Genomic DNA, 16,615 nt, shown 5'->3' with positions numbered 1-16,615 from the left:
CATTGTTTTGATACTTATCCCAAACTTTTATTTTATAGTATAGATAACATAAAATTTGCTACGTTAAAAGGAGTGTTTTTATGGATCCACGTGATTATGAAAGAGAGCAAGAACGAAAAGAAGAATATGAAAACCGCCAGCAGCGCTACGATCAGTATCAGCCTGCGTCATCATCACAGCCTCCAAGAAGACGCTTATTTCCAGTGATTGCATCTTCTATCGCCGGAGCAGTGCTAGGTGGAGGAATTGTGCTATACGGTGCTCCGCAGCTGGGGTTAATGGATTCAGCTGATACGCAAACAGCGAATCAAACAACGCAGACTCAAACCGCAACAACAACGAGCACAACGCCTCGAACAGTAAGCACAACCGTGAATCAGTCAGATCTTGTTTCAGTTGTAAATAAAGTATCAGCTGCTGTTGTAGGCGTGAACAATATTCAACAGCAAACAAATCCATTTTCTGGAGATACCCAAACGCAAGAAGCAGGAACGGGTTCCGGTGTTATTTTCAAAAAAGAAAATGGAAAAGCATACGTTGTGACCAATAACCACGTTATTGACGGCGCAAGCGAAGTAGAAGTGTCACTTTCCAACGGACAAAAAGAAAAAGCTAAGATTGTCGGAGCTGATGCGCTAACGGATTTAGCGGTGCTTGAGATGTCTGACAAAAATGTTGAACAAGTGGCGAAGTTCGGGAAATCATCGGATTTAGTAGCAGGTGAAACGGTGCTTGCAATCGGAAATCCTCTTGGTGAACAATTTTCTCGTACGGTCACACAAGGTATCGTGAGCGCAGCAAAACGCTCTGTCCCTATTTCAGAAAATTGGAACGTAGATGCAATTCAAACGGATGCGGCGATTAATCCAGGAAACAGCGGCGGTGCCTTAATCAATTCTTCCGGTGAAGTAGTCGGTATCAACAGTATGAAAATTTCAGAAGACAATGTAGAAGGCATCGGCTTTGCTCTTCCAAGTGATGAAGTGCAGCCGACGATTGAACAGCTGATGAAAAACGGAAAAATAACGCGTCCATATATGGGGGTAGGTCTTCAAGATGTAGGTCAGCTTTCAGCTGCAACAAAACAAAACCAGCTAGGCCTAACCAGCGATACGTCTGAAGGAGTTGTCGTAACGACGGTTGAACCATTCTCTTCTGCTTCTGATGCAGGTTTACAATCAAAAGACCTGATTGTTGCCATCGATGGAAATGAAGTCAAAACATCCAGTGATTTACGTCAATATCTATACACAAAACGTAAAGTAGGAGACACGGTAAAATTAGACGTGTATCGAAATGGAAAAAAACAAACTATTTCTCTGAAGCTTTCAGAGCAGCAGGATAACAATGGATGAGTTCAACACCGTTAAAGCTGCTACTAGCAGTATTAACAGCCTTCGGATTTTTAACCGGCTGCGGAGGGAAGCATTCAAACACGATGTTTCCTTCTGTAGAAATTAGTCAGCTATCTTCTACCAAAGAACTGGCAGCGTATGAGGGAGGCAAGGTGACAGGAGCTGAATTCAACCGTTTTTTAGCCGTTGAAGGGTTCTTAAATCCAGATGCTCCGCTAAATGATACAAGCTACCGCAAAGAGTTATTGCGGCAGCTTGTTATGCAAAAAATCTTAATTTCACATCTAAAGACAAGCGATAAAGTACAAAAACAAGTCGAGGATATGTGGAAGCAAATTAAACGCTCATATAACGAGGATACAAGAAAACAAGGTTATGAAGTGTTAAATATTCGTTCTAGTGATGTAACCAACCAGCTAACGAATCAGTTTAAATTAGAAGAATATTTCCGCAAACAAATTACGTCTGATGAACTAACTGCTTACTATAAACGTATTGAAAACGATCTAACGCGCGTATCTTTTACGCAGCTGGCTTTTTCTACTTTACATGATGCCGCTGCCGCTGCGGCTGAACTGCAAAAAGGAACATCTCTTCAGGACGTTCAAAAAAAATATGCTGATGTCCAGACAGGCAGCAAAATAGAGAATGCTGATAATCTAAAGCTTTCAAGTCTATCTCCCTCTTTTATAGATGTTTTAAAAAAACAGCACATCGGAGAGAGTAGTAAGCCCATTAAAATGGGTAAAGTCTATTATATTCTTATTTTAAAACAAAAAGATAAAAAAACGGAATCAGAAGTCAAAGAAGAAATGATGAAAGAACTTGTTTTGAATCATATCAACCGGTATATCCAGGATGAACTGCCAAGGTTTCACGTGACTTTCAGCCTTAGGTAGTTCCCTTTTATATAGATTGATTGTTTCTCCAAAACAAGCAAGTAAAAGAGCTCTCTAGTACTAGAGAGCTCTTTTACATTTTTAAGTAGACAGAAATGTCGTCACCTGATAAAATGAAGTTGTAAAACTTTCATTATTCGGAAAATTTATACCCTCCAGCTTTGGAGGGTTATTTTTTATGCTGTTGGACGAATAAAAGAGGCTGGGACAAAAGTAGTTTAGTGGAAAGAAAATCCGAACGATCAATCCAATCGTTCGGATTTTTTCGTTACGTTTCAATCACTTTTCATCTTTTAAATGACTCAATAATGCAGGAGCCATCTCCACGTGAGAAAGGGCGATGTGTGAAATCGTTTTGGCATAAGGTGTAATTTCGTTAATAAATTGTTCGAGTACGTGCAGGTGAGGAAGCTGAAGCTTTGTAATAAAGCAGGCTTGCCCGGCGATGCGTTCACAGAATAAAGCGTAGGGATACTGAGAAATAAATCGTTTAAAACGCTCGTGCTCTCCGTTTTTCATCGTTACTTCAATAAAACACGACACGGGCAAATGCAGCTTTTCATAATCAATATCAATCGTATACCCTTTTATAACGCCAAAGCTCTCTAGCTGTCGTACTCGCTCTGCCACCGAAGGAGGAGACAAGTTAATTTGTTTTCCTAGCTCTCGTAAGGAAAGGCGGCTGTTTTGCTGCAGCGCCTGCAAAATCGATAAATCAATTTCATCAATTTTCAATTGAAAACCTTCTTTCTCATTAACGTTTCATTTGATTAGTAATAGTAGCTAAGATGTTTTATCTGTAATCTGAAATTTCCATTTTTCTTACTATAATAATTAAAAAGGAGTGAGTGAAAAATGGCAAGAGTTTTGTTAGCAAACGAAGAGGGAACAAATTTTGAAAAAGCATTGAATTTAATTCCGCATGTAAAAAGATTGTATGATGAGCTTTACGACACGCTTTGGAACAGCGATATAGTAGAAAAAGAGACTAAGGAAAAAATAAGGCTTTATCTAGCAGGTGTTAACGGCTGTGAGACGTGTATGAGCATGTCATATGTAGGCGATGAGACGATTAATCAAAAAGTGTTAAGAGAAAAAGAGCTGGAAGAAAAAGATCGACTGCTGTTTCGATTTATTGATGTATACCGGGTGCGTCCAAGGGAGTTGACGGATGCTGATATGAATCAATTAAAGAAATTTTACAGTGATACGCAGCTGTTAGAGCTTTTAGCTGTTATTAATTTATTTGATCAATTTCACAAAATGATTGTCAGTTTAGATTTATATGATTTTTGCAGCTTGCAGGGCAAGTGAGGTCTTCGCTAAAAATATCTTGACAGACAAAATCCACAGGAGTAAGATAGCTTTCGTAAAGTGAAACGTATCATGAATCGAATCGATTATTCTAAAAAATAGATCATAGATATTTGAATAAAAATCGCTTAATCCATTACGGAGCGGAGGACCCATTATGTACGCACATATTGTGCTCCGGGGTGAATCCTTAAAAAGGTAGGGTTACTCTTAAAACCCGAACCCGACAGCTAACTTCGCAAGCGTTTTGAGGGGGAAGAGTGTGGAAAAACACAGGAGCCTTCCTGTGTTTTTTTGCGCTTTTTTTAAGAAAAAGATGTAATTTTTTAGAAAAAGTATAAGCTAAGAGAACACACAGCAGTTGAAGAAAGGAATAAATACATTATGAAAAAACAGTTTGCTGTATTGGGATTAGGTCGTTTTGGAGGCAGTTTGGTTGAAGAGTTTGCTAATCTGGATGTGGATGTGCTCGCTATTGACCGCAATCAGGAGGTAGTAAATAAATTTAGCAACTCAGCTACATATGTTGTGCAAGCAAACGCGATTGATGAAGCTAGCTTAAAGGGGCTAGGTATTCGCAATGTTGATCATGCTCTTATTTCGTTTGGAGATGATATCGAAGCAAGCGTGCTGGCAACGATGCTTTTAAAAGATATGGGCGTTAAGCAAGTATGGGTAAAAGCAGTGAATATGTATCATCAAAAAGTGCTCGAAAAAATAGGAGCGGATAAAGTCATTCACCCTGAGCGCGATATTGCTAAGCGTATTGCTCATCACGTGGTGTCAGAAAAAATCATTGATTATATTGAATTGTCAAAGGATTATAGTATCGTCGAAATTGTCGCCTCTAAGAAACTTCATAATAAAACGCTGTTTGATTTAAACATTCGTGCCAAGTATGGCTGCAATATTATCGGCTTTCAGCGAAAAGACGGGGAAATGGTGATCTCGCCTACCGCGCATGAAATAATTGAACAAGGAGATATGCTGATTGTCATCGGACATAACCGCGATTTGAACCGTTTTGAAGAAGAAGGAGTTTAACTTATGAAAAAACAAATCATTAAACTCACTCCTCCGCAGCTGCTTGTCTCCATTTTTGGCGGAGGAATTATTATGGGTGCTCTTCTATTGATGATGCCTGTTTCTACTACTGAGCCAATCCGGTGGGTAGATGCCCTTTTTACGTCTACTTCCGCTATGACAGTAACCGGCTTAGCCGTCGTAGATACAGGTACCCGTTTTACCGTCATCGGTCAAATCATTATTATGCTGTTAATTCAAATAGGCGGTCTTGGCATTATGTCATTTGCCGTGTTGATTTTTATGATGCTAGGTAAAAAAATTGGATTTAAAGAGCGTATGCTCGTTCAGCAGGCACTAAATCAAACGAGCGTCGGCGGAGTTGTCCTGCTAGTTAAAAGGCTGTTTATCTTTTCATTTTTAATTGAGTTTGTTGCACTTATCTTTCTAGCGATACGCTGGGTTCCGGAGTTCGGATGGTCTAAGGGGCTGTTCTTTAGCTTGTTTCATTCAATTTCGGCTTTTAATAACGCAGGGTTTGGACTACTTTCTGATAACTTAGTGCAGTATGTTGGAGATCCTATTATTAACATAACGATTTCTTTTTTGTTCATCATTGGTGGGTTAGGGTTTACCGTTCTTGCTGATATGTGGGTGAAAAAATCGTATAGAAAACTAACGTTGCATTCAAAAATTATGATTATCAGCACGTTTGCGATTAATGTGACTGCCATGCTTTTTATTTTTTTCTTAGAGTACAGCAATTCGCATACGCTCGGAAATTTATCGTTAGGAGACAAAGTATGGGCTTCTTATTTTCAAGCGGTAACGACAAGAACCGCGGGATTTAATACAATTGATTTAGCTCACCTGCATGACGCAACGGTCTTTTTAATGGTCTTATTAATGTTTATTGGTGCAGGAAGTGCGTCAACAGGAGGCGGTATTAAACTAACAACGTTTGTGGTGATTGTTTTTTCTGTATGGGCATTTTTACGAAGCCGGGAAGATATTGTGCTATTAAAGAGACGACTTCTTCCTCTTCACGTGTTTAAGGCACTAGCCATCACGATGATTTCAATTATGTTTGTATTTGGAGCCATTTTCCTGTTAAATATTTCGGAAAACCTACCGTTTGTAAAAATTATGTTTGAAGTTGTTTCTGCGTTTGGAACAGTAGGTTTATCGATGGGAGCAACTCCTGAACTTTCGTACTTTGGACGCGTGATTATTATCTTTATCATGTTTTTAGGAAAAGTGGGGCCATTAACGCTTGCGTTTTCATTATCTAAGCAAAAGCGTGAAGCCGTTCGTTATCCAAATGAAGATATAATGCTAGGGTAGAAAAATCGCCTTCGATGAGGCGTTTTTTTTATATTATTTATACGTTCAAGACATATAAGAGGTTACGCACAAAACTGTTGCGATGAATAAAAAGAAGGCAAAGACAAGAACAATGGGCAATTTAGAATGTCGGCGCATTAAAGGCCCCCCTTTTTTATAGTAAAAAAATCTCTTACTATATATAACGAAAGAAACAAAAATATGATTCACTTTTTTGGCGAAATTTGAAGGTTTTTCTCGTTAAAAAAATCCGCACCCCTGTCCTAAACATTTTGCCAAGCTGTTGCATACACTAAAAGCAGATAACAGGAAGTGAGGGATGGTACGTGGGAAAACAAAATTTTGCGTTAATCGTTGTGTTATTTGTTTTACTTGTTATTGTAGGTGCGTCTGGCTTTCGCTTTTAAACGTTAACTTTATTTGCGCATAGCCCCCGTCAAAAAGGGCATACTAGGCGGAAGTAAAAACCAAAAATTTCTTCAATATTGCCGAACAATGAGTTCCTCTACTCATTCATCTAATCGGTATGTAGCCATGCGAAAGCATGGTTTTTTTTGAAATAGGAGAGGATGAATGATGTTCATCCCCTCTAAAAATTAGTAGTAGCAAGAACATCCTACGATTACTAATAGAATAAATAAAACAACGATAAATGAAAAACCAAAACCGCCTTTTGCGCCCATATGTGTAACCTCCTTTAATAAAATTCTCTATATCCTATGTACTAATTGGGTTAAGTGATTGAGAAATTTGCCTGTTTTTTAACGGTAACGATCTTTTGAGAAAAATGAAGAACACTTATTTTTTTCATTTGTGCAGAAATCCTTTATGATAAAGAGGAAAAGGAGGGCAAAGTGGTGGGAATACATGTAGAATACGTCATGAATCAGCTAGAAGAGGGTAAGTGGAAAGAGATCAAGCGCGAAATTCAACAAGAAATGAAGAAAAAACCTCAAGCATCTGATTTGTACTGTTACTTAGCGGTTTGTTTAGCAAAGCAAATCGAAGAATCAATTATTTTTGAAAAAATGGTATTAAATTTAGAAATGGACAGAGCTCTTCATCAGGCATTAACATTAAATCCATCTTCAAGCTTGGCGCACTTCGTTCGAGGAATAAAATACCGGGAAACTCCGCTTATGTTTGGAGGGAATTACGAAAAATCGCTGTCTTACTTGCAGCGGGCACAAGATCTTGGTTTTGAAGGGGTTATGCTGCCGCTCGAACTCGCAAAAACCTATATTCAATTAAAAGAAATGGAAAAAGCGAAAGAACAAATCGCCTATGCCCGAGAAATCAATCCTACTCACGCGGATATCAAAAAAGTCGAAAACATGCTGCAAACAGGACGGTGAATCAAAAGTCCTGTTTTATTTTTGGTTTTTAGGAAACATATGCTGATTTTCATAAAGAATTGCTTTTTATATAACAATAGGAATATTTATAGAAATTTTAAGAAGTGCATGTAAGTCCAACGACTTCTTAACTGCTAGATTTTCTACATTATTAGAGCGTTCAGTCTACATAATTCCAAAAATAGTAAGAAACTATCAGCCTATGGATAAATTGTTAGAAAATATAGATAATTGTAAATGGATAGAGAGAAAAGTTAAACATGCGACTAACTAAAAAAAGCAAAGGTCTGATTTACTTTGCTTTTTATTTATACACATATGTAAGAAATATCATAATAAACAAATTTATTCCTTGTGGAATCCATCGTTTCAGACGATGTGAAATAATGTATTTGAAGGAGGAGACCCAGGTGAAGGTTATGAAGATGTTGGTTATTGCATTATTTAGTTTAAGTTTAGTTGTCACACCAGCTGCTGCTGAAGTTCCGGGTGTCGACCATTCAATGAAACGAGGTGCTACACAAGGAATTGTAGCGGCATCTCACCCGTTGGCTGCTGAAGCGGGAAGGAAAGTTTTAGCTGAAGGCGGAAACGCTGTAGACGCGGCAGCTGCCATTCAATTATCTCTCAACGTTGTGGAACCGATGATGTCAGGTATCGGCGGCGGCGGCTTTATGATGATTTATGAAAAAAAGAAAGATAAAATTACGATGCTAGACAGCCGTGAAATGGCACCAGCTGATGTCACGCCTAAGCTGTTTTTAGATTCAAAAGGAAAAGTCATCCCTTTCAGTAAGCGTCACATAACAGGAAAAGCAGTTGGAGTTCCTGGTACGCTAAAAGGGGTAGAAACAGCCCTTAAAGATTACGGAACAATGGACTTATCAGATGTTATTAAACCAGCTATTACTCAAGCAGAACAAGGAATCAAAGTAAATTGGTCGATGGCTCAGTACATTGATGAAAATGCGGACAAGCTTGAAAGATACCAAACGGCCGGTAATGTATTTGTGCCGAATGGCAAGCCGTTAAAAGAAGGAGATAAGCTTGTTCAGCCGGATCTTGCTAAAACATTAAAGCTTATTCAAAAAGAAGGGTCAGACGCTCTTTATAAAGGAGAAATTGGAAAAGCGCTTGTTAAAGAAGTTCAAAAACGCGATGGAAGCATGACCATGGATGATTTGAAAAATTACGTTGTAAAAGAACGTGAGCCGGTTAAAACAACTTACCGAGGCTACGATGTGGTTAGTGCGGCTCCTCCTAGCTCCGGCGGATTAACCGTTCAGCAGATTTTAAAGCTAATGGAAGGTTATGATGTAGAAAAAATGGGTTCCAATACGCCTCAGTATTTGCAGCATTTAACGGAAGCGATGCACTTAGCTTTCGCGGACCGCGCGGCGTATATGGCAGATGAAGACTTTTACGAAGTGCCGAAAAAAGGACTGTTAGATGAAGATTATATTAAAGAACGTCGTAAATTAATTAATCCAAACAAAGCAACGCCTAATGTCAAAGAAGGAGACCCTTGGAAATATGAAGGAAAAGAAAATCCAAATAAAGCAACAGTAAAGGAAGAAAATCCAATCGGCCAAACGACTCATTTCTCCGTTGTAGACAAATGGGGAAACATGGTTTCTTACACGACTACCATTGAACAAGTTTTTGGTTCAGGAATTATGGTTCCTGACTACGGATTTATGCTCAACAATGAAATGACGGATTTTGACGCCACTCCGGGAGGCGTGAACCAGGTTGAGCCTAAAAAACGTCCTCGAAGCAGCATGTCTCCAACGATGCTGTTAAAAGACGGAAAGCCGTTCATGGCAATTGGTTCACCGGGAGGCCCAACCATTATAGCGTCTGTAGCAGAAACGATTATGAATGTTATTGACCATAAGATGCCGATTCAAAAAGCGATTTTAACACCTCGTATTTATTCAGGCGGCTATCCAACCGTAAGATGGGAACCTGGCTTTAGCCAAGATACAATTCTTGAAATGATGGCTAAAGGACATGCGTTTGAGGAAAAGCCTGAGCATATTGGAAACGTTCAAGCGGTTATCTATGACTATGAAACGGGGAAAATGTACGGAGGCGCTGATAATACGCGCCAGGGCACGGTATTAGGAGTAGACGCAATTAAATATGTATCCAAACAGCCAAAACCAATTAAAGAAGAGAAAAAAGGAGAGTTTACAGTTGAAGTCAACCGTGCCGTTTATCCATTTACTGATAAGCAAGTGAAGCTGATTGATGGAAAGCCTTACGTTCAATCCGATCGCCTGCTGTTAGGCTTAGGCGTCGTTGATTCGAGTGACTTAAAGCTGTATAAACCAAATCATCACTCTTATTTATCAGTTATCAAAGTAGCCAAATCACTTGGCTACAAAGTGAAATGGGATGACGAAAAGAAAGTGGTCTCATTAGAAAAAGATCCTGGTGAAGACGATACAGGCGATGATGAAGACGGAGATGTTATTACAAATTAAAAAAGAGACTGGGACAAAAGTATTTTAGGTGAAGAAAAATCCGAACGATGAATTGAGATTCTTGATGAAGAATCCAACTCGTTCGGATTTTTTTATTGGTATGACAAACTTAGGTTTTCTGTGTGTAGTTACTTCTAGCTGTTGAATGGAATTTGTTATGTCGCAATCTCTTTTTTATGAAAGCAAATAAAATTGGCGATTTTAAACGAAACGACAAAAAAATTTGCGTGGTTTGCCAAAAAGTTGTAGAAATCGACAGTTTTTTTGGCATGTGTAAGAAAACCCGTGATAAAAAGACTGATAGAATGCTACAAACAAAGTTGGCATCATTTTTGCATAAGAAATAGATGAGGGGCTGTATCAATGAAAAAATACATAGTTAAATAAACACCTATGTTTACTTCACACAGAATAAAATGCAACGGAGGTATAGAAAATGAAAAAAGACATTTCAATTATCGGTGTACCCATGGATTACGGACAAACAAGAAGGGGTGTAGACATGGGGCCGAGCGCGATCCGCTATGCAGGCATGAATACACGCTTAGAAGCTCTTGGCTATACCGTACACGATGAAGGCGATATTAAAGTAGAAATTAAAGAGCGGGCAGACGTAGATAAAAATACGAATTTGAAAAACTTAGCGGCTGTAGCCAGCGGAAATGAACAGCTTGCTGCACGAGTTGAAGAAGTGAGAGAGCAAGACCGCTTTCCGTTAATATTAGGCGGAGACCACAGCATTGCGATTGGAACACTTGCAGGAGTCGCAAAAGGTTCAGAAAATTTAGGCGTTATTTGGTATGATGCTCATGGTGATTTAAACACAGCTGAAACATCTCCATCAGGCAACATTCACGGCATGCCATTAGCGGTGAGCCTTGGTATTGGACATCCTGTACTTTTAAATATTGGAGGATATACCCCAAAAATTAAACCTGAAAATCTCGTTATTATCGGTGCACGCTCATTGGATGATGGTGAAAAAGAGTTAATTAAAGAAAAAGGAATTAAAGTGTATACCATGCATGAAATTGATCGTTTAGGTATGACGCAAGTGATGAAAGAAACGATTGATTATTTAAGCGGCACAGACGGCGTGCACCTGTCGCTGGACTTAGACGGCTTAGATCCGGATGATGCACCAGGCGTAGGTACACCTGTAAAAGGCGGCATCAGCTACCGAGAAAGTCATTTAGCAATGGAAATGCTAGCGGAAGCAGACATAGTTACATCTGCTGAATTTGTAGAGGTGAACCCCATTTTAGATCAGCATAACAAAACTGCAGAAGTAGCGGTTGCGTTAATGAGTTCATTGTTTGGTGATAAGCTTTTATAAGAAAGAGCTACTTACAGGTATCGTGTAGAAGAAAATCTGTTATGATCCAATAAACGGTCATGCAGGGCTAATCGGCTGCCATCCTCGCTACGGGGCTGGCGCCATTTTAAAAACATCCGGCATTCATGGACTTCAGCCATGAAGAGCTACCTAGTAAGCGGCTATAAAAACAAAATAAACCTAAAAAAATGAAAGCGATTTCATTTTTATGCAGCAAAGGGAGGAAATGGGATGAATATTCCACAGGGACAGCCAGGAGAATTAAAAAGAACGATGAAAACAAGGCATCTTTTTATGATATCACTAGGAGGATGTATTGGTACCGGTTTTTTCCTTGGTTCAGGTTATACCATCAATGAAGCAGGTCCGATGGGAGCAATGATTTCCTACTTAGTAGGAGGGATCATTATGTATCTAACGATGCTGTGTCTTGGAGAATTATCCGTTGCTATGCCAGTTGCAGGATCGTTTCAAACATACTCCACTAAATTTATCGGCCCTGCAACCGGTTTTGCGATTGGATGGCTGTACTGGCTAGGATGGGCAGTAACGGTGGCACTTGAGTTCTTAGCTGCCGGACAATTAATGCAAAGGTGGTTCCCAGACTCGCCCGTTTGGTTATGGTGCGCCATTTTTGGAGCGTTAATTTTTTCACTAAATGCACTTTCAGCTAAAGCATTTGGTGAAACAGAATTTTGGTTTTCAAGCGTTAAAATTTTCGCCATCATTATGTTTATTGTTGTAGGCGGAGCGGCAATGTTTGGACTCATTGATATGAAAAGCGGACAGGAAGCACCGCTTCTATCAAACTTCTTTGCCGAAGGGCTGTTTCCAAATGGTGTAACGGCTTTGCTAATTACAATGATTACGGTGAACTTTTCGTTTCAAGGAACAGAATTGATTGGAATTGCGGCAGGAGAAAGTGAAAATCCGGAAAAAACAATTCCAAAAGCGATCAAGCAAACGGTTTGGCGTACGCTTTTCTTTTTCGTTTTATCCGTGTTTGTACTAGCAAGCATGATTCCTCGTGAAAAAGCAGGCGTCGTAGAAAGCCCGTTTGTTGTTGTGTTAGACAGTGTAGGTGTACCTTACGCGGCGGATATTATGAACTTTATCATTTTAACAGCTCTTCTTTCAGTCGCAAACTCTGGATTTTACGCGGCTACACGTATGCTTTATTCTCTTTCAAGAGAAGGAATGGCAAGTCCTGCGCTTGGAAAAGTCAACAAAAGAGGAGTTCCGTTTAATGCACTATTGATTACGCTTGTGATTTCATGTTTTTCGCTGCTTTCAAGCGTAGTGGCAGCTAAAACCGTTTTTGTATGGCTGATTTCACTTGCTGGACTCGGCGCTCAAATTGGCTGGATTGCGATTACCGCTTCACTGCTTGCATTTCGTCGTGCTTACGTGGCTAAAGGTGGAAAAGTAGAAGATCTGAAATTTAGAACACCTCTTTATCCGGTTCTTCCTATCGTAGCGCTTATTACGAACTGTATTGTTATGATCAGTCTTGCGTTTGATCCCGAGCAGCGAATGGCGTTATACTGCGGAGGTATTTTCTTTATAGGCTGCTATGTTTATTATTATTTGAAAATTCGAAAACAAAATCAGTCAAAACACGAGCAAGAAGTTCAGCTTGCGGAAAATAAACGAATGATTATTTAACATAAAAACCCGGAAAATCGTGATTTTCCGGGTTTTTTATGTACTCTTCTTTAGCTATCTAGTGTTGTCTCTTCATTTTTACGTCGGCGGAGCCTCCATAGTGTGATAAGGGCAACCAGTGTAAGAACAATACCGCTGCCGAGCAGGATATGACTCACTGTTTTATCCTGCTTTTTTTGACCTTGTTCAAAATATTTCTTGTACATTGCCACCGCAGCTTTATTTTGCTTGTATTTTTTCGGAACGCTCATTTCTTTTCCAAGTTTCCAGCCGTCTTTATAAGCTTTTTGCTGTAAAGATTTCACATCTTTATTCGAATAAAAACCTGCTTTGTACCATTTTTCTAGCTCGGGCTTGTCCTGAAGACTTTTAGGCGCTCTATAGGTCTGATAAGTGAAAGCTGAGTCGTATCCGTCCGCTTTTACGTCTTTTTGCTTTTGTTTCTGTCCTTTTTCATATCCTTGCTCAAAGGCTGTTTGCAATTCGCCTTCTGCTTCTGCAGGTACTTCGAGTGGAAGGTCGTGATAGCCTTGTACGTAGCCCTGCTTTTCAAACTGCTTTTTTTGCTGCTTCAGCACTTCGGCTTGAGCGGTTTCAAAGCCTTCTGTAAAAGCCTGACGTGTGACATCCTCATCATCATACATGCTCGGAACACTCATTGAATCATTTTCAAGACCTTGGTCATAGCCTTCTTTTTTTGCTTTAACAGATAAGTCCATTAAAGAAATAGCTTTTTTGTAGCCTTGAACATACCCTTTATTCCAGTCGGATGACTTAGAAGGGAAAGGGTCGATTTCTGACTGAATAGTAGCATGTTTGTAATCAAGGACGCCTTGCTGATAGCCTTCCTCTTCGCCGGCAGCCATTTCATTTTCTTGTTCAGTCTTGAGTTCTTCCTCTTTTTGCTGCTGTCCTTTTTTATATCCTACCGTATATCCCATCATAAACCACGTGAATTCTTCAGAAGATTTGTCCAGTCCTGTTGTTTGATCAAACTGTTCAAATTTTTTCTCTGCGTATCCATCTTCTTCTCCAAGCGAATAGCCTTCTTGATAGAGAGAGTCAAAAATAGCTTTTACATCTTCAGTTGTATCCACGTCTGTTGACTGGTCCAAAACGTCGGAAGAGGAATCCGGGGAATCAGGAGTAGCATAAGAAGGGATGGGATCACTTGCAAGAATAAGTAAGCAAGCTGTACTAATAACGGCTAATTTTTTTTTCATCATTTCTTCACCTTTTAGTTCAAAGTCAATGTTTATTTTGTAGTTTAAGCGTACAGCTTTCTATGTAGAAAGGCGTGTAAAAGTTTTTCCAATTATGAAAATTATAACATTTAAATGAGAAGGAGAATAGGTGGTAAAAAGGAGAAATATGTGTTTTTTACGGAGTTTTATTTTTGTCGCTGTTTTGCTTTTTTCACTTTAAATGAACGATAAAATACTTCAGCTACAAAACAGAACAAAAGGAAAAAAAGGACAAATAGTTCAGCGAACTCCATAACACGAAACGGACTGTAGGCATTTTGCAAGGTCATGGAAAAACTAAATCCTTGCACCATATCCACTCCGATAGAAAATCCCATTAAGCATCCTAACAACAAAGCTGATATCCAAACGATTTTCATACGTTTCACTCTCCGTTTTTGTTTTTTTCTTAAAAACATTCTACCGCTAGTTTTTGTTATTTTTTTGTCTTACGCTTTGATTACTCTATTAAAAATTGCATAAAAAGGATTTATTTAGAAAAAACTAAAAAAGGTGTTTTTAATCGTGCCTTCTTTATTTAAAAATAAAAAAAGCAAAGACAATAAAAAGGAAACAGAAGGTTCGGCGTCAGAGGAACAAGCGACAGGCCTTTATTTGTAATGAATGTGATGCTGATGCTGTTAATTATTTATACGGTGCACAAAGGATTTGAAGTAATAGCTAGAACGGCTGGACGTGTTTTTTATGAGTGCATTAGTCATCGGAGCATTTGTTAAAATCAGCGTCTTTTTTTACGCCGTGATTGTTGGACTTTCCACACTGTTTAAGGTGAAACGACCTTCTGCGCTGACATATCCTGTGGGCACGGTGATTTTATTTTTTTCTTTGACAATTGCAAGTAATTTTCAAGAGCATTTAAAAGAAGGGCTAACGATTATGCCAGTGTTGCTTTTTATCCCTTTTCATGTAGTGATTCCGTTTATGCTGCTCTGTATAGCATTTATTAAACATCGCATAAAAAAACAAACGCGCTGCAGCCATCCTAATGACTGCAGCGCGTTCGCCTGCTATCTGCTACTGCACATGCAGCTGCTCCCGCTCTTTTTTTACTTGTTCTAGCTGTGAAATCGTAACAAGCTGATACCCTTGTGCGTGAAGCTGCTTCATAATTTCAACCGCTGCTTCGGCACTTGTTTGATAAATATCATGCATTAAAATAACTTTTCCGTCTCCGACTTGGCTCATAACCGCTTGAACGGAGTGAGGAACGTTTCTGTATTTCCAGTCTTCGGGATCGATATCCCACAGAGTCACACCAACATTTCCGATATAACGTCTTACATTTGCGTTCACGGCTCCATAAGGAGGGCGTACATGCAGTGGTTCATAGCCGCTCACTTGTTTGATGAGCGCTTGGGTATCGCCTATTTGGTGTTTGACCTGCGCTTCGTTCAAACGTGTGAGCTGAGGATGATCCCAAGAGTGATTTCCGACTTCGTTGCCTTCCTTGACCATACGTTCGATTGTTTCAGGATAATATTGAACGCGACTTCCTAACACAAAAAAGGTAGCGTGCCCGTTCATTTCTTTTAATCCATCTAAAATCACATTGGTAGATGAAGGGTTAGGTCCGTCATCAAAGGTCATCGCAACGACTTTTTTAGTTGGATCAATAGGCGCTCCTTGCTGTGGCATTTCGTTAACGATATGTTTTGGAGGCGTTTCTTTGACTTTATTTTTATTTACTGCTTCGTCTTTGTAAGCATCGCTCAGCATGTCTTTAAATAAATCTTTTTGGATAGCGATTGTTTTGGTTTTCATTTGTTCAGCACCTAGCTGATAAGGCTTAAAATAGATCACAATACTGTTTTCAAGCAGCGCAAACTGACTGAAATTTTGATTAGCTGCCTGAGTTCCTTTTTGAAGGTCAGGGTCAAAATCAGCTGTTTTCATTTGTTTTTTTAATTCAGCATATGAAATAGCCGACAGGCGATCTAAATAGTTTGCATCTTCTTTAAATAAATTCTTTAACGTCATTTGTTTTTGAGCAGGCAGGTCGAAGGTAAAGGTTTTGAGAGAAGACGTTCCTTTCTCTCCATTTACCGATTCATATTCATCAAAGACAATGCTTAGCGTTTGCTTGCTGTAATGGACGATTTTATATGTAATCGTTAATTCAGATTTTTTCTTTTTTGACAGCTTCTTCAGCTTTTTTTCATAGTGTGCCACTTGATCTGTTACGTAAGCTTGAATGTATTGATCGATTTCTTTTTTACCAAAGGAAGGGTAGCTAATGGCGTAGCCTCCGTCGGTAAGGTCCTTAACTAGCGTTTGAATTTCAACGTTTGGATAGGTTTGATCTGTTTGAATACTTGCCGTTTTTTTCTCTGTACTGTTTGCTTTGACGATATACCCTGCTGTACCAAGAAACAAAATACAGCATCCAAGCAGTGTCAAAATACGTTTGTAGCCCATGGTTTTCATGTAGTAATATTCCCCTTTTTGTATATATCTACCTAATAGACGCATGAGACCATCATTTAGTTTTACTTTTTTTAAAAAAACCAAACTATTTTTCTACTTATTCCGTCTACCTTATAGATGTACTTCAGCAAGAGAAAATAGAAGGG

Annotated in this window: 16 protein-coding genes and 1 riboswitch; of the genes, 11 read left to right on the top strand and 5 right to left on the bottom strand. The window is 39.2% G+C overall.

Going from position 1 to position 16,615, the window contains the following annotated elements:
- The first annotated feature begins 80 nt into the window (after window positions 1-80).
- Both OK414_RS20450 and OK414_RS20445 read left to right on the top strand, forming a co-directional pair.
- Window positions 81-1,355, top strand: a complete 1,275-nt coding sequence (locus tag OK414_RS20450; protein WP_263044991.1) for a S1C family serine protease — start codon at window positions 81-83, stop codon at window positions 1,353-1,355.
- Window positions 1,352-2,254 (top strand): peptidyl-prolyl cis-trans isomerase, encoded by a 903-nt coding sequence (locus tag OK414_RS20445; RefSeq protein ID WP_095378645.1) that lies wholly within the window; start codon window positions 1,352-1,354, stop codon window positions 2,252-2,254. The genes OK414_RS20450 and OK414_RS20445 overlap by 4 nt, the downstream gene beginning before the upstream one ends.
- A 279-nt stretch (window positions 2,255-2,533) precedes the next feature.
- Here OK414_RS20445 and OK414_RS20440 read toward each other — a convergent pair whose 3' ends face one another.
- Window positions 2,534-2,989 (bottom strand): Lrp/AsnC family transcriptional regulator, encoded by a 456-nt coding sequence (locus OK414_RS20440; protein WP_013058593.1) that lies wholly within the window; start codon window positions 2,987-2,989, stop codon window positions 2,534-2,536.
- Window positions 2,990-3,109: 120 nt separating this feature from the next.
- On the opposite strand from OK414_RS20440, the gene OK414_RS20435 reads away from it, so the two are divergent.
- From OK414_RS20435 to OK414_RS20420, 4 genes are all read left to right on the top strand, one after another.
- Window positions 3,110-3,568, top strand: coding sequence for a carboxymuconolactone decarboxylase family protein (locus tag OK414_RS20435; protein WP_205661830.1), 459 nt, complete (start codon window positions 3,110-3,112; stop codon window positions 3,566-3,568).
- A 115-nt stretch (window positions 3,569-3,683) separates the two neighbouring features.
- Window positions 3,684-3,828: riboswitch (cyclic di-AMP (ydaO/yuaA leader) on the top strand.
- A 124-nt stretch (window positions 3,829-3,952) separates the two neighbouring features.
- Window positions 3,953-4,612, top strand: coding sequence for a potassium channel family protein (locus OK414_RS20430; protein ID WP_013058591.1), 660 nt, complete (start codon window positions 3,953-3,955; stop codon window positions 4,610-4,612).
- 3 nt (window positions 4,613-4,615) lie between these two features.
- Complete coding sequence (locus OK414_RS20425; protein WP_034649551.1) at window positions 4,616-5,935, top strand: TrkH family potassium uptake protein; 1,320 nt, start codon at window positions 4,616-4,618, stop codon at window positions 5,933-5,935.
- Window positions 5,936-6,261: 326 nt separating this feature from the next.
- Window positions 6,262-6,342, top strand: a complete 81-nt coding sequence (locus OK414_RS20420; RefSeq protein WP_016765202.1) for a YjcZ family sporulation protein — start codon at window positions 6,262-6,264, stop codon at window positions 6,340-6,342.
- Window positions 6,343-6,531: 189 nt separating this feature from the next.
- On the opposite strand, the gene OK414_RS20415 is transcribed toward OK414_RS20420, so the two are convergent.
- Window positions 6,532-6,618, bottom strand: coding sequence for a YjcZ family sporulation protein (locus tag OK414_RS20415; protein WP_016765201.1), 87 nt, complete (start codon window positions 6,616-6,618; stop codon window positions 6,532-6,534).
- A 174-nt stretch (window positions 6,619-6,792) separates the two neighbouring features.
- Here OK414_RS20415 and OK414_RS20410 point away from each other — a divergent pair, with 174 nt between their 5' ends.
- The 4 genes from OK414_RS20410 (at window position 6,793) to OK414_RS20395 (ending at window position 12,780) form a co-directional block, all read left to right on the top strand.
- On the top strand, window positions 6,793-7,290 hold the full coding sequence (locus OK414_RS20410) for a tetratricopeptide repeat protein (RefSeq protein WP_230184466.1): 498 nt from the start codon (window positions 6,793-6,795) through the stop codon (window positions 7,288-7,290).
- A gap of 410 nt (window positions 7,291-7,700) precedes the next feature.
- A complete protein-coding gene (ggt, locus tag OK414_RS20405; protein WP_034649555.1) occupies window positions 7,701-9,779 on the top strand; it encodes a gamma-glutamyltransferase in 2,079 nt (692 codons plus the stop codon).
- A 436-nt stretch (window positions 9,780-10,215) separates the two neighbouring features.
- The gene (rocF, locus tag OK414_RS20400) at window positions 10,216-11,115 is read left to right on the top strand and encodes an arginase (protein ID WP_013084571.1); all 900 of its coding nucleotides are present in this window, start codon (window positions 10,216-10,218) and stop codon (window positions 11,113-11,115) included.
- A 231-nt stretch (window positions 11,116-11,346) separates the two neighbouring features.
- Window positions 11,347-12,780 carry an amino acid permease gene (locus tag OK414_RS20395; RefSeq protein WP_016765197.1) on the top strand — a complete coding sequence of 478 codons (1,434 nt, stop codon included), beginning with the start codon at window positions 11,347-11,349 and terminating at the stop codon, window positions 12,778-12,780.
- A 50-nt stretch (window positions 12,781-12,830) separates the two neighbouring features.
- On the opposite strand, the gene OK414_RS20390 is transcribed toward OK414_RS20395, so the two are convergent.
- Window positions 12,831-14,003, bottom strand: coding sequence for a hypothetical protein (locus OK414_RS20390; RefSeq protein WP_264363544.1), 1,173 nt, complete (start codon window positions 14,001-14,003; stop codon window positions 12,831-12,833).
- A gap of 167 nt (window positions 14,004-14,170) precedes the next feature.
- Complete coding sequence (locus OK414_RS20385; protein ID WP_095378640.1) at window positions 14,171-14,404, bottom strand: hypothetical protein; 234 nt, start codon at window positions 14,402-14,404, stop codon at window positions 14,171-14,173.
- A gap of 325 nt (window positions 14,405-14,729) precedes the next feature.
- Between OK414_RS20385 and OK414_RS20380 the strand changes: the two genes are divergently transcribed.
- The gene (locus OK414_RS20380) at window positions 14,730-15,104 is read left to right on the top strand and encodes a GerAB/ArcD/ProY family transporter (protein ID WP_237892821.1); all 375 of its coding nucleotides are present in this window, start codon (window positions 14,730-14,732) and stop codon (window positions 15,102-15,104) included.
- Here the strand turns inward: OK414_RS20380 and OK414_RS20375 are convergent.
- Complete coding sequence (locus OK414_RS20375) at window positions 15,060-16,469, bottom strand: polysaccharide deacetylase family protein (protein ID WP_205661828.1); 1,410 nt, start codon at window positions 16,467-16,469, stop codon at window positions 15,060-15,062. The two genes, OK414_RS20380 and OK414_RS20375, sit on opposite strands and share 45 nt — an antisense overlap.
- Window positions 16,470-16,615 lie beyond the last annotated feature (146 nt).

Origin of the sequence: Priestia sp. JV24, assembly GCF_025910025.1 — a bacterium.
In the GTDB taxonomy this organism is placed as follows: Bacteria; Bacillota; Bacilli; order Bacillales; family Bacillaceae_H; genus Priestia; species Priestia megaterium.
This window is presented reverse-complemented; position numbering and strand designations above follow the sequence as displayed.

Coding starts and splice junctions, on each gene's coding strand:
- OK414_RS20450 (WP_263044991.1), top strand. CDS start 81: ATGGATCCACGTGATTATGAAAGAGAGCAAGAACGAAAAGAAGAATAT.
- OK414_RS20445 (WP_095378645.1), top strand. CDS start 1,352: ATGAGTTCAACACCGTTAAAGCTGCTACTAGCAGTATTAACAGCCTTC.
- OK414_RS20435 (WP_205661830.1), top strand. CDS start 3,110: ATGGCAAGAGTTTTGTTAGCAAACGAAGAGGGAACAAATTTTGAAAAA.
- OK414_RS20430 (WP_013058591.1), top strand. CDS start 3,953: ATGAAAAAACAGTTTGCTGTATTGGGATTAGGTCGTTTTGGAGGCAGT.
- OK414_RS20425 (WP_034649551.1), top strand. CDS start 4,616: ATGAAAAAACAAATCATTAAACTCACTCCTCCGCAGCTGCTTGTCTCC.
- OK414_RS20415 (WP_016765201.1), bottom strand. CDS start 6,618: ATGGGCGCAAAAGGCGGTTTTGGTTTTTCATTTATCGTTGTTTTATTT.
- rocF (WP_013084571.1), top strand. CDS start 10,216: ATGAAAAAAGACATTTCAATTATCGGTGTACCCATGGATTACGGACAA.
- OK414_RS20395 (WP_016765197.1), top strand. CDS start 11,347: ATGAATATTCCACAGGGACAGCCAGGAGAATTAAAAAGAACGATGAAA.
- OK414_RS20390 (WP_264363544.1), bottom strand. CDS start 14,003: ATGAAAAAAAAATTAGCCGTTATTAGTACAGCTTGCTTACTTATTCTT.
- OK414_RS20385 (WP_095378640.1), bottom strand. CDS start 14,404: ATGAAAATCGTTTGGATATCAGCTTTGTTGTTAGGATGCTTAATGGGA.
- OK414_RS20380 (WP_237892821.1), top strand. CDS start 14,730: ATGAGTGCATTAGTCATCGGAGCATTTGTTAAAATCAGCGTCTTTTTT.
- OK414_RS20375 (WP_205661828.1), bottom strand. CDS start 16,469: ATGAAAACCATGGGCTACAAACGTATTTTGACACTGCTTGGATGCTGT.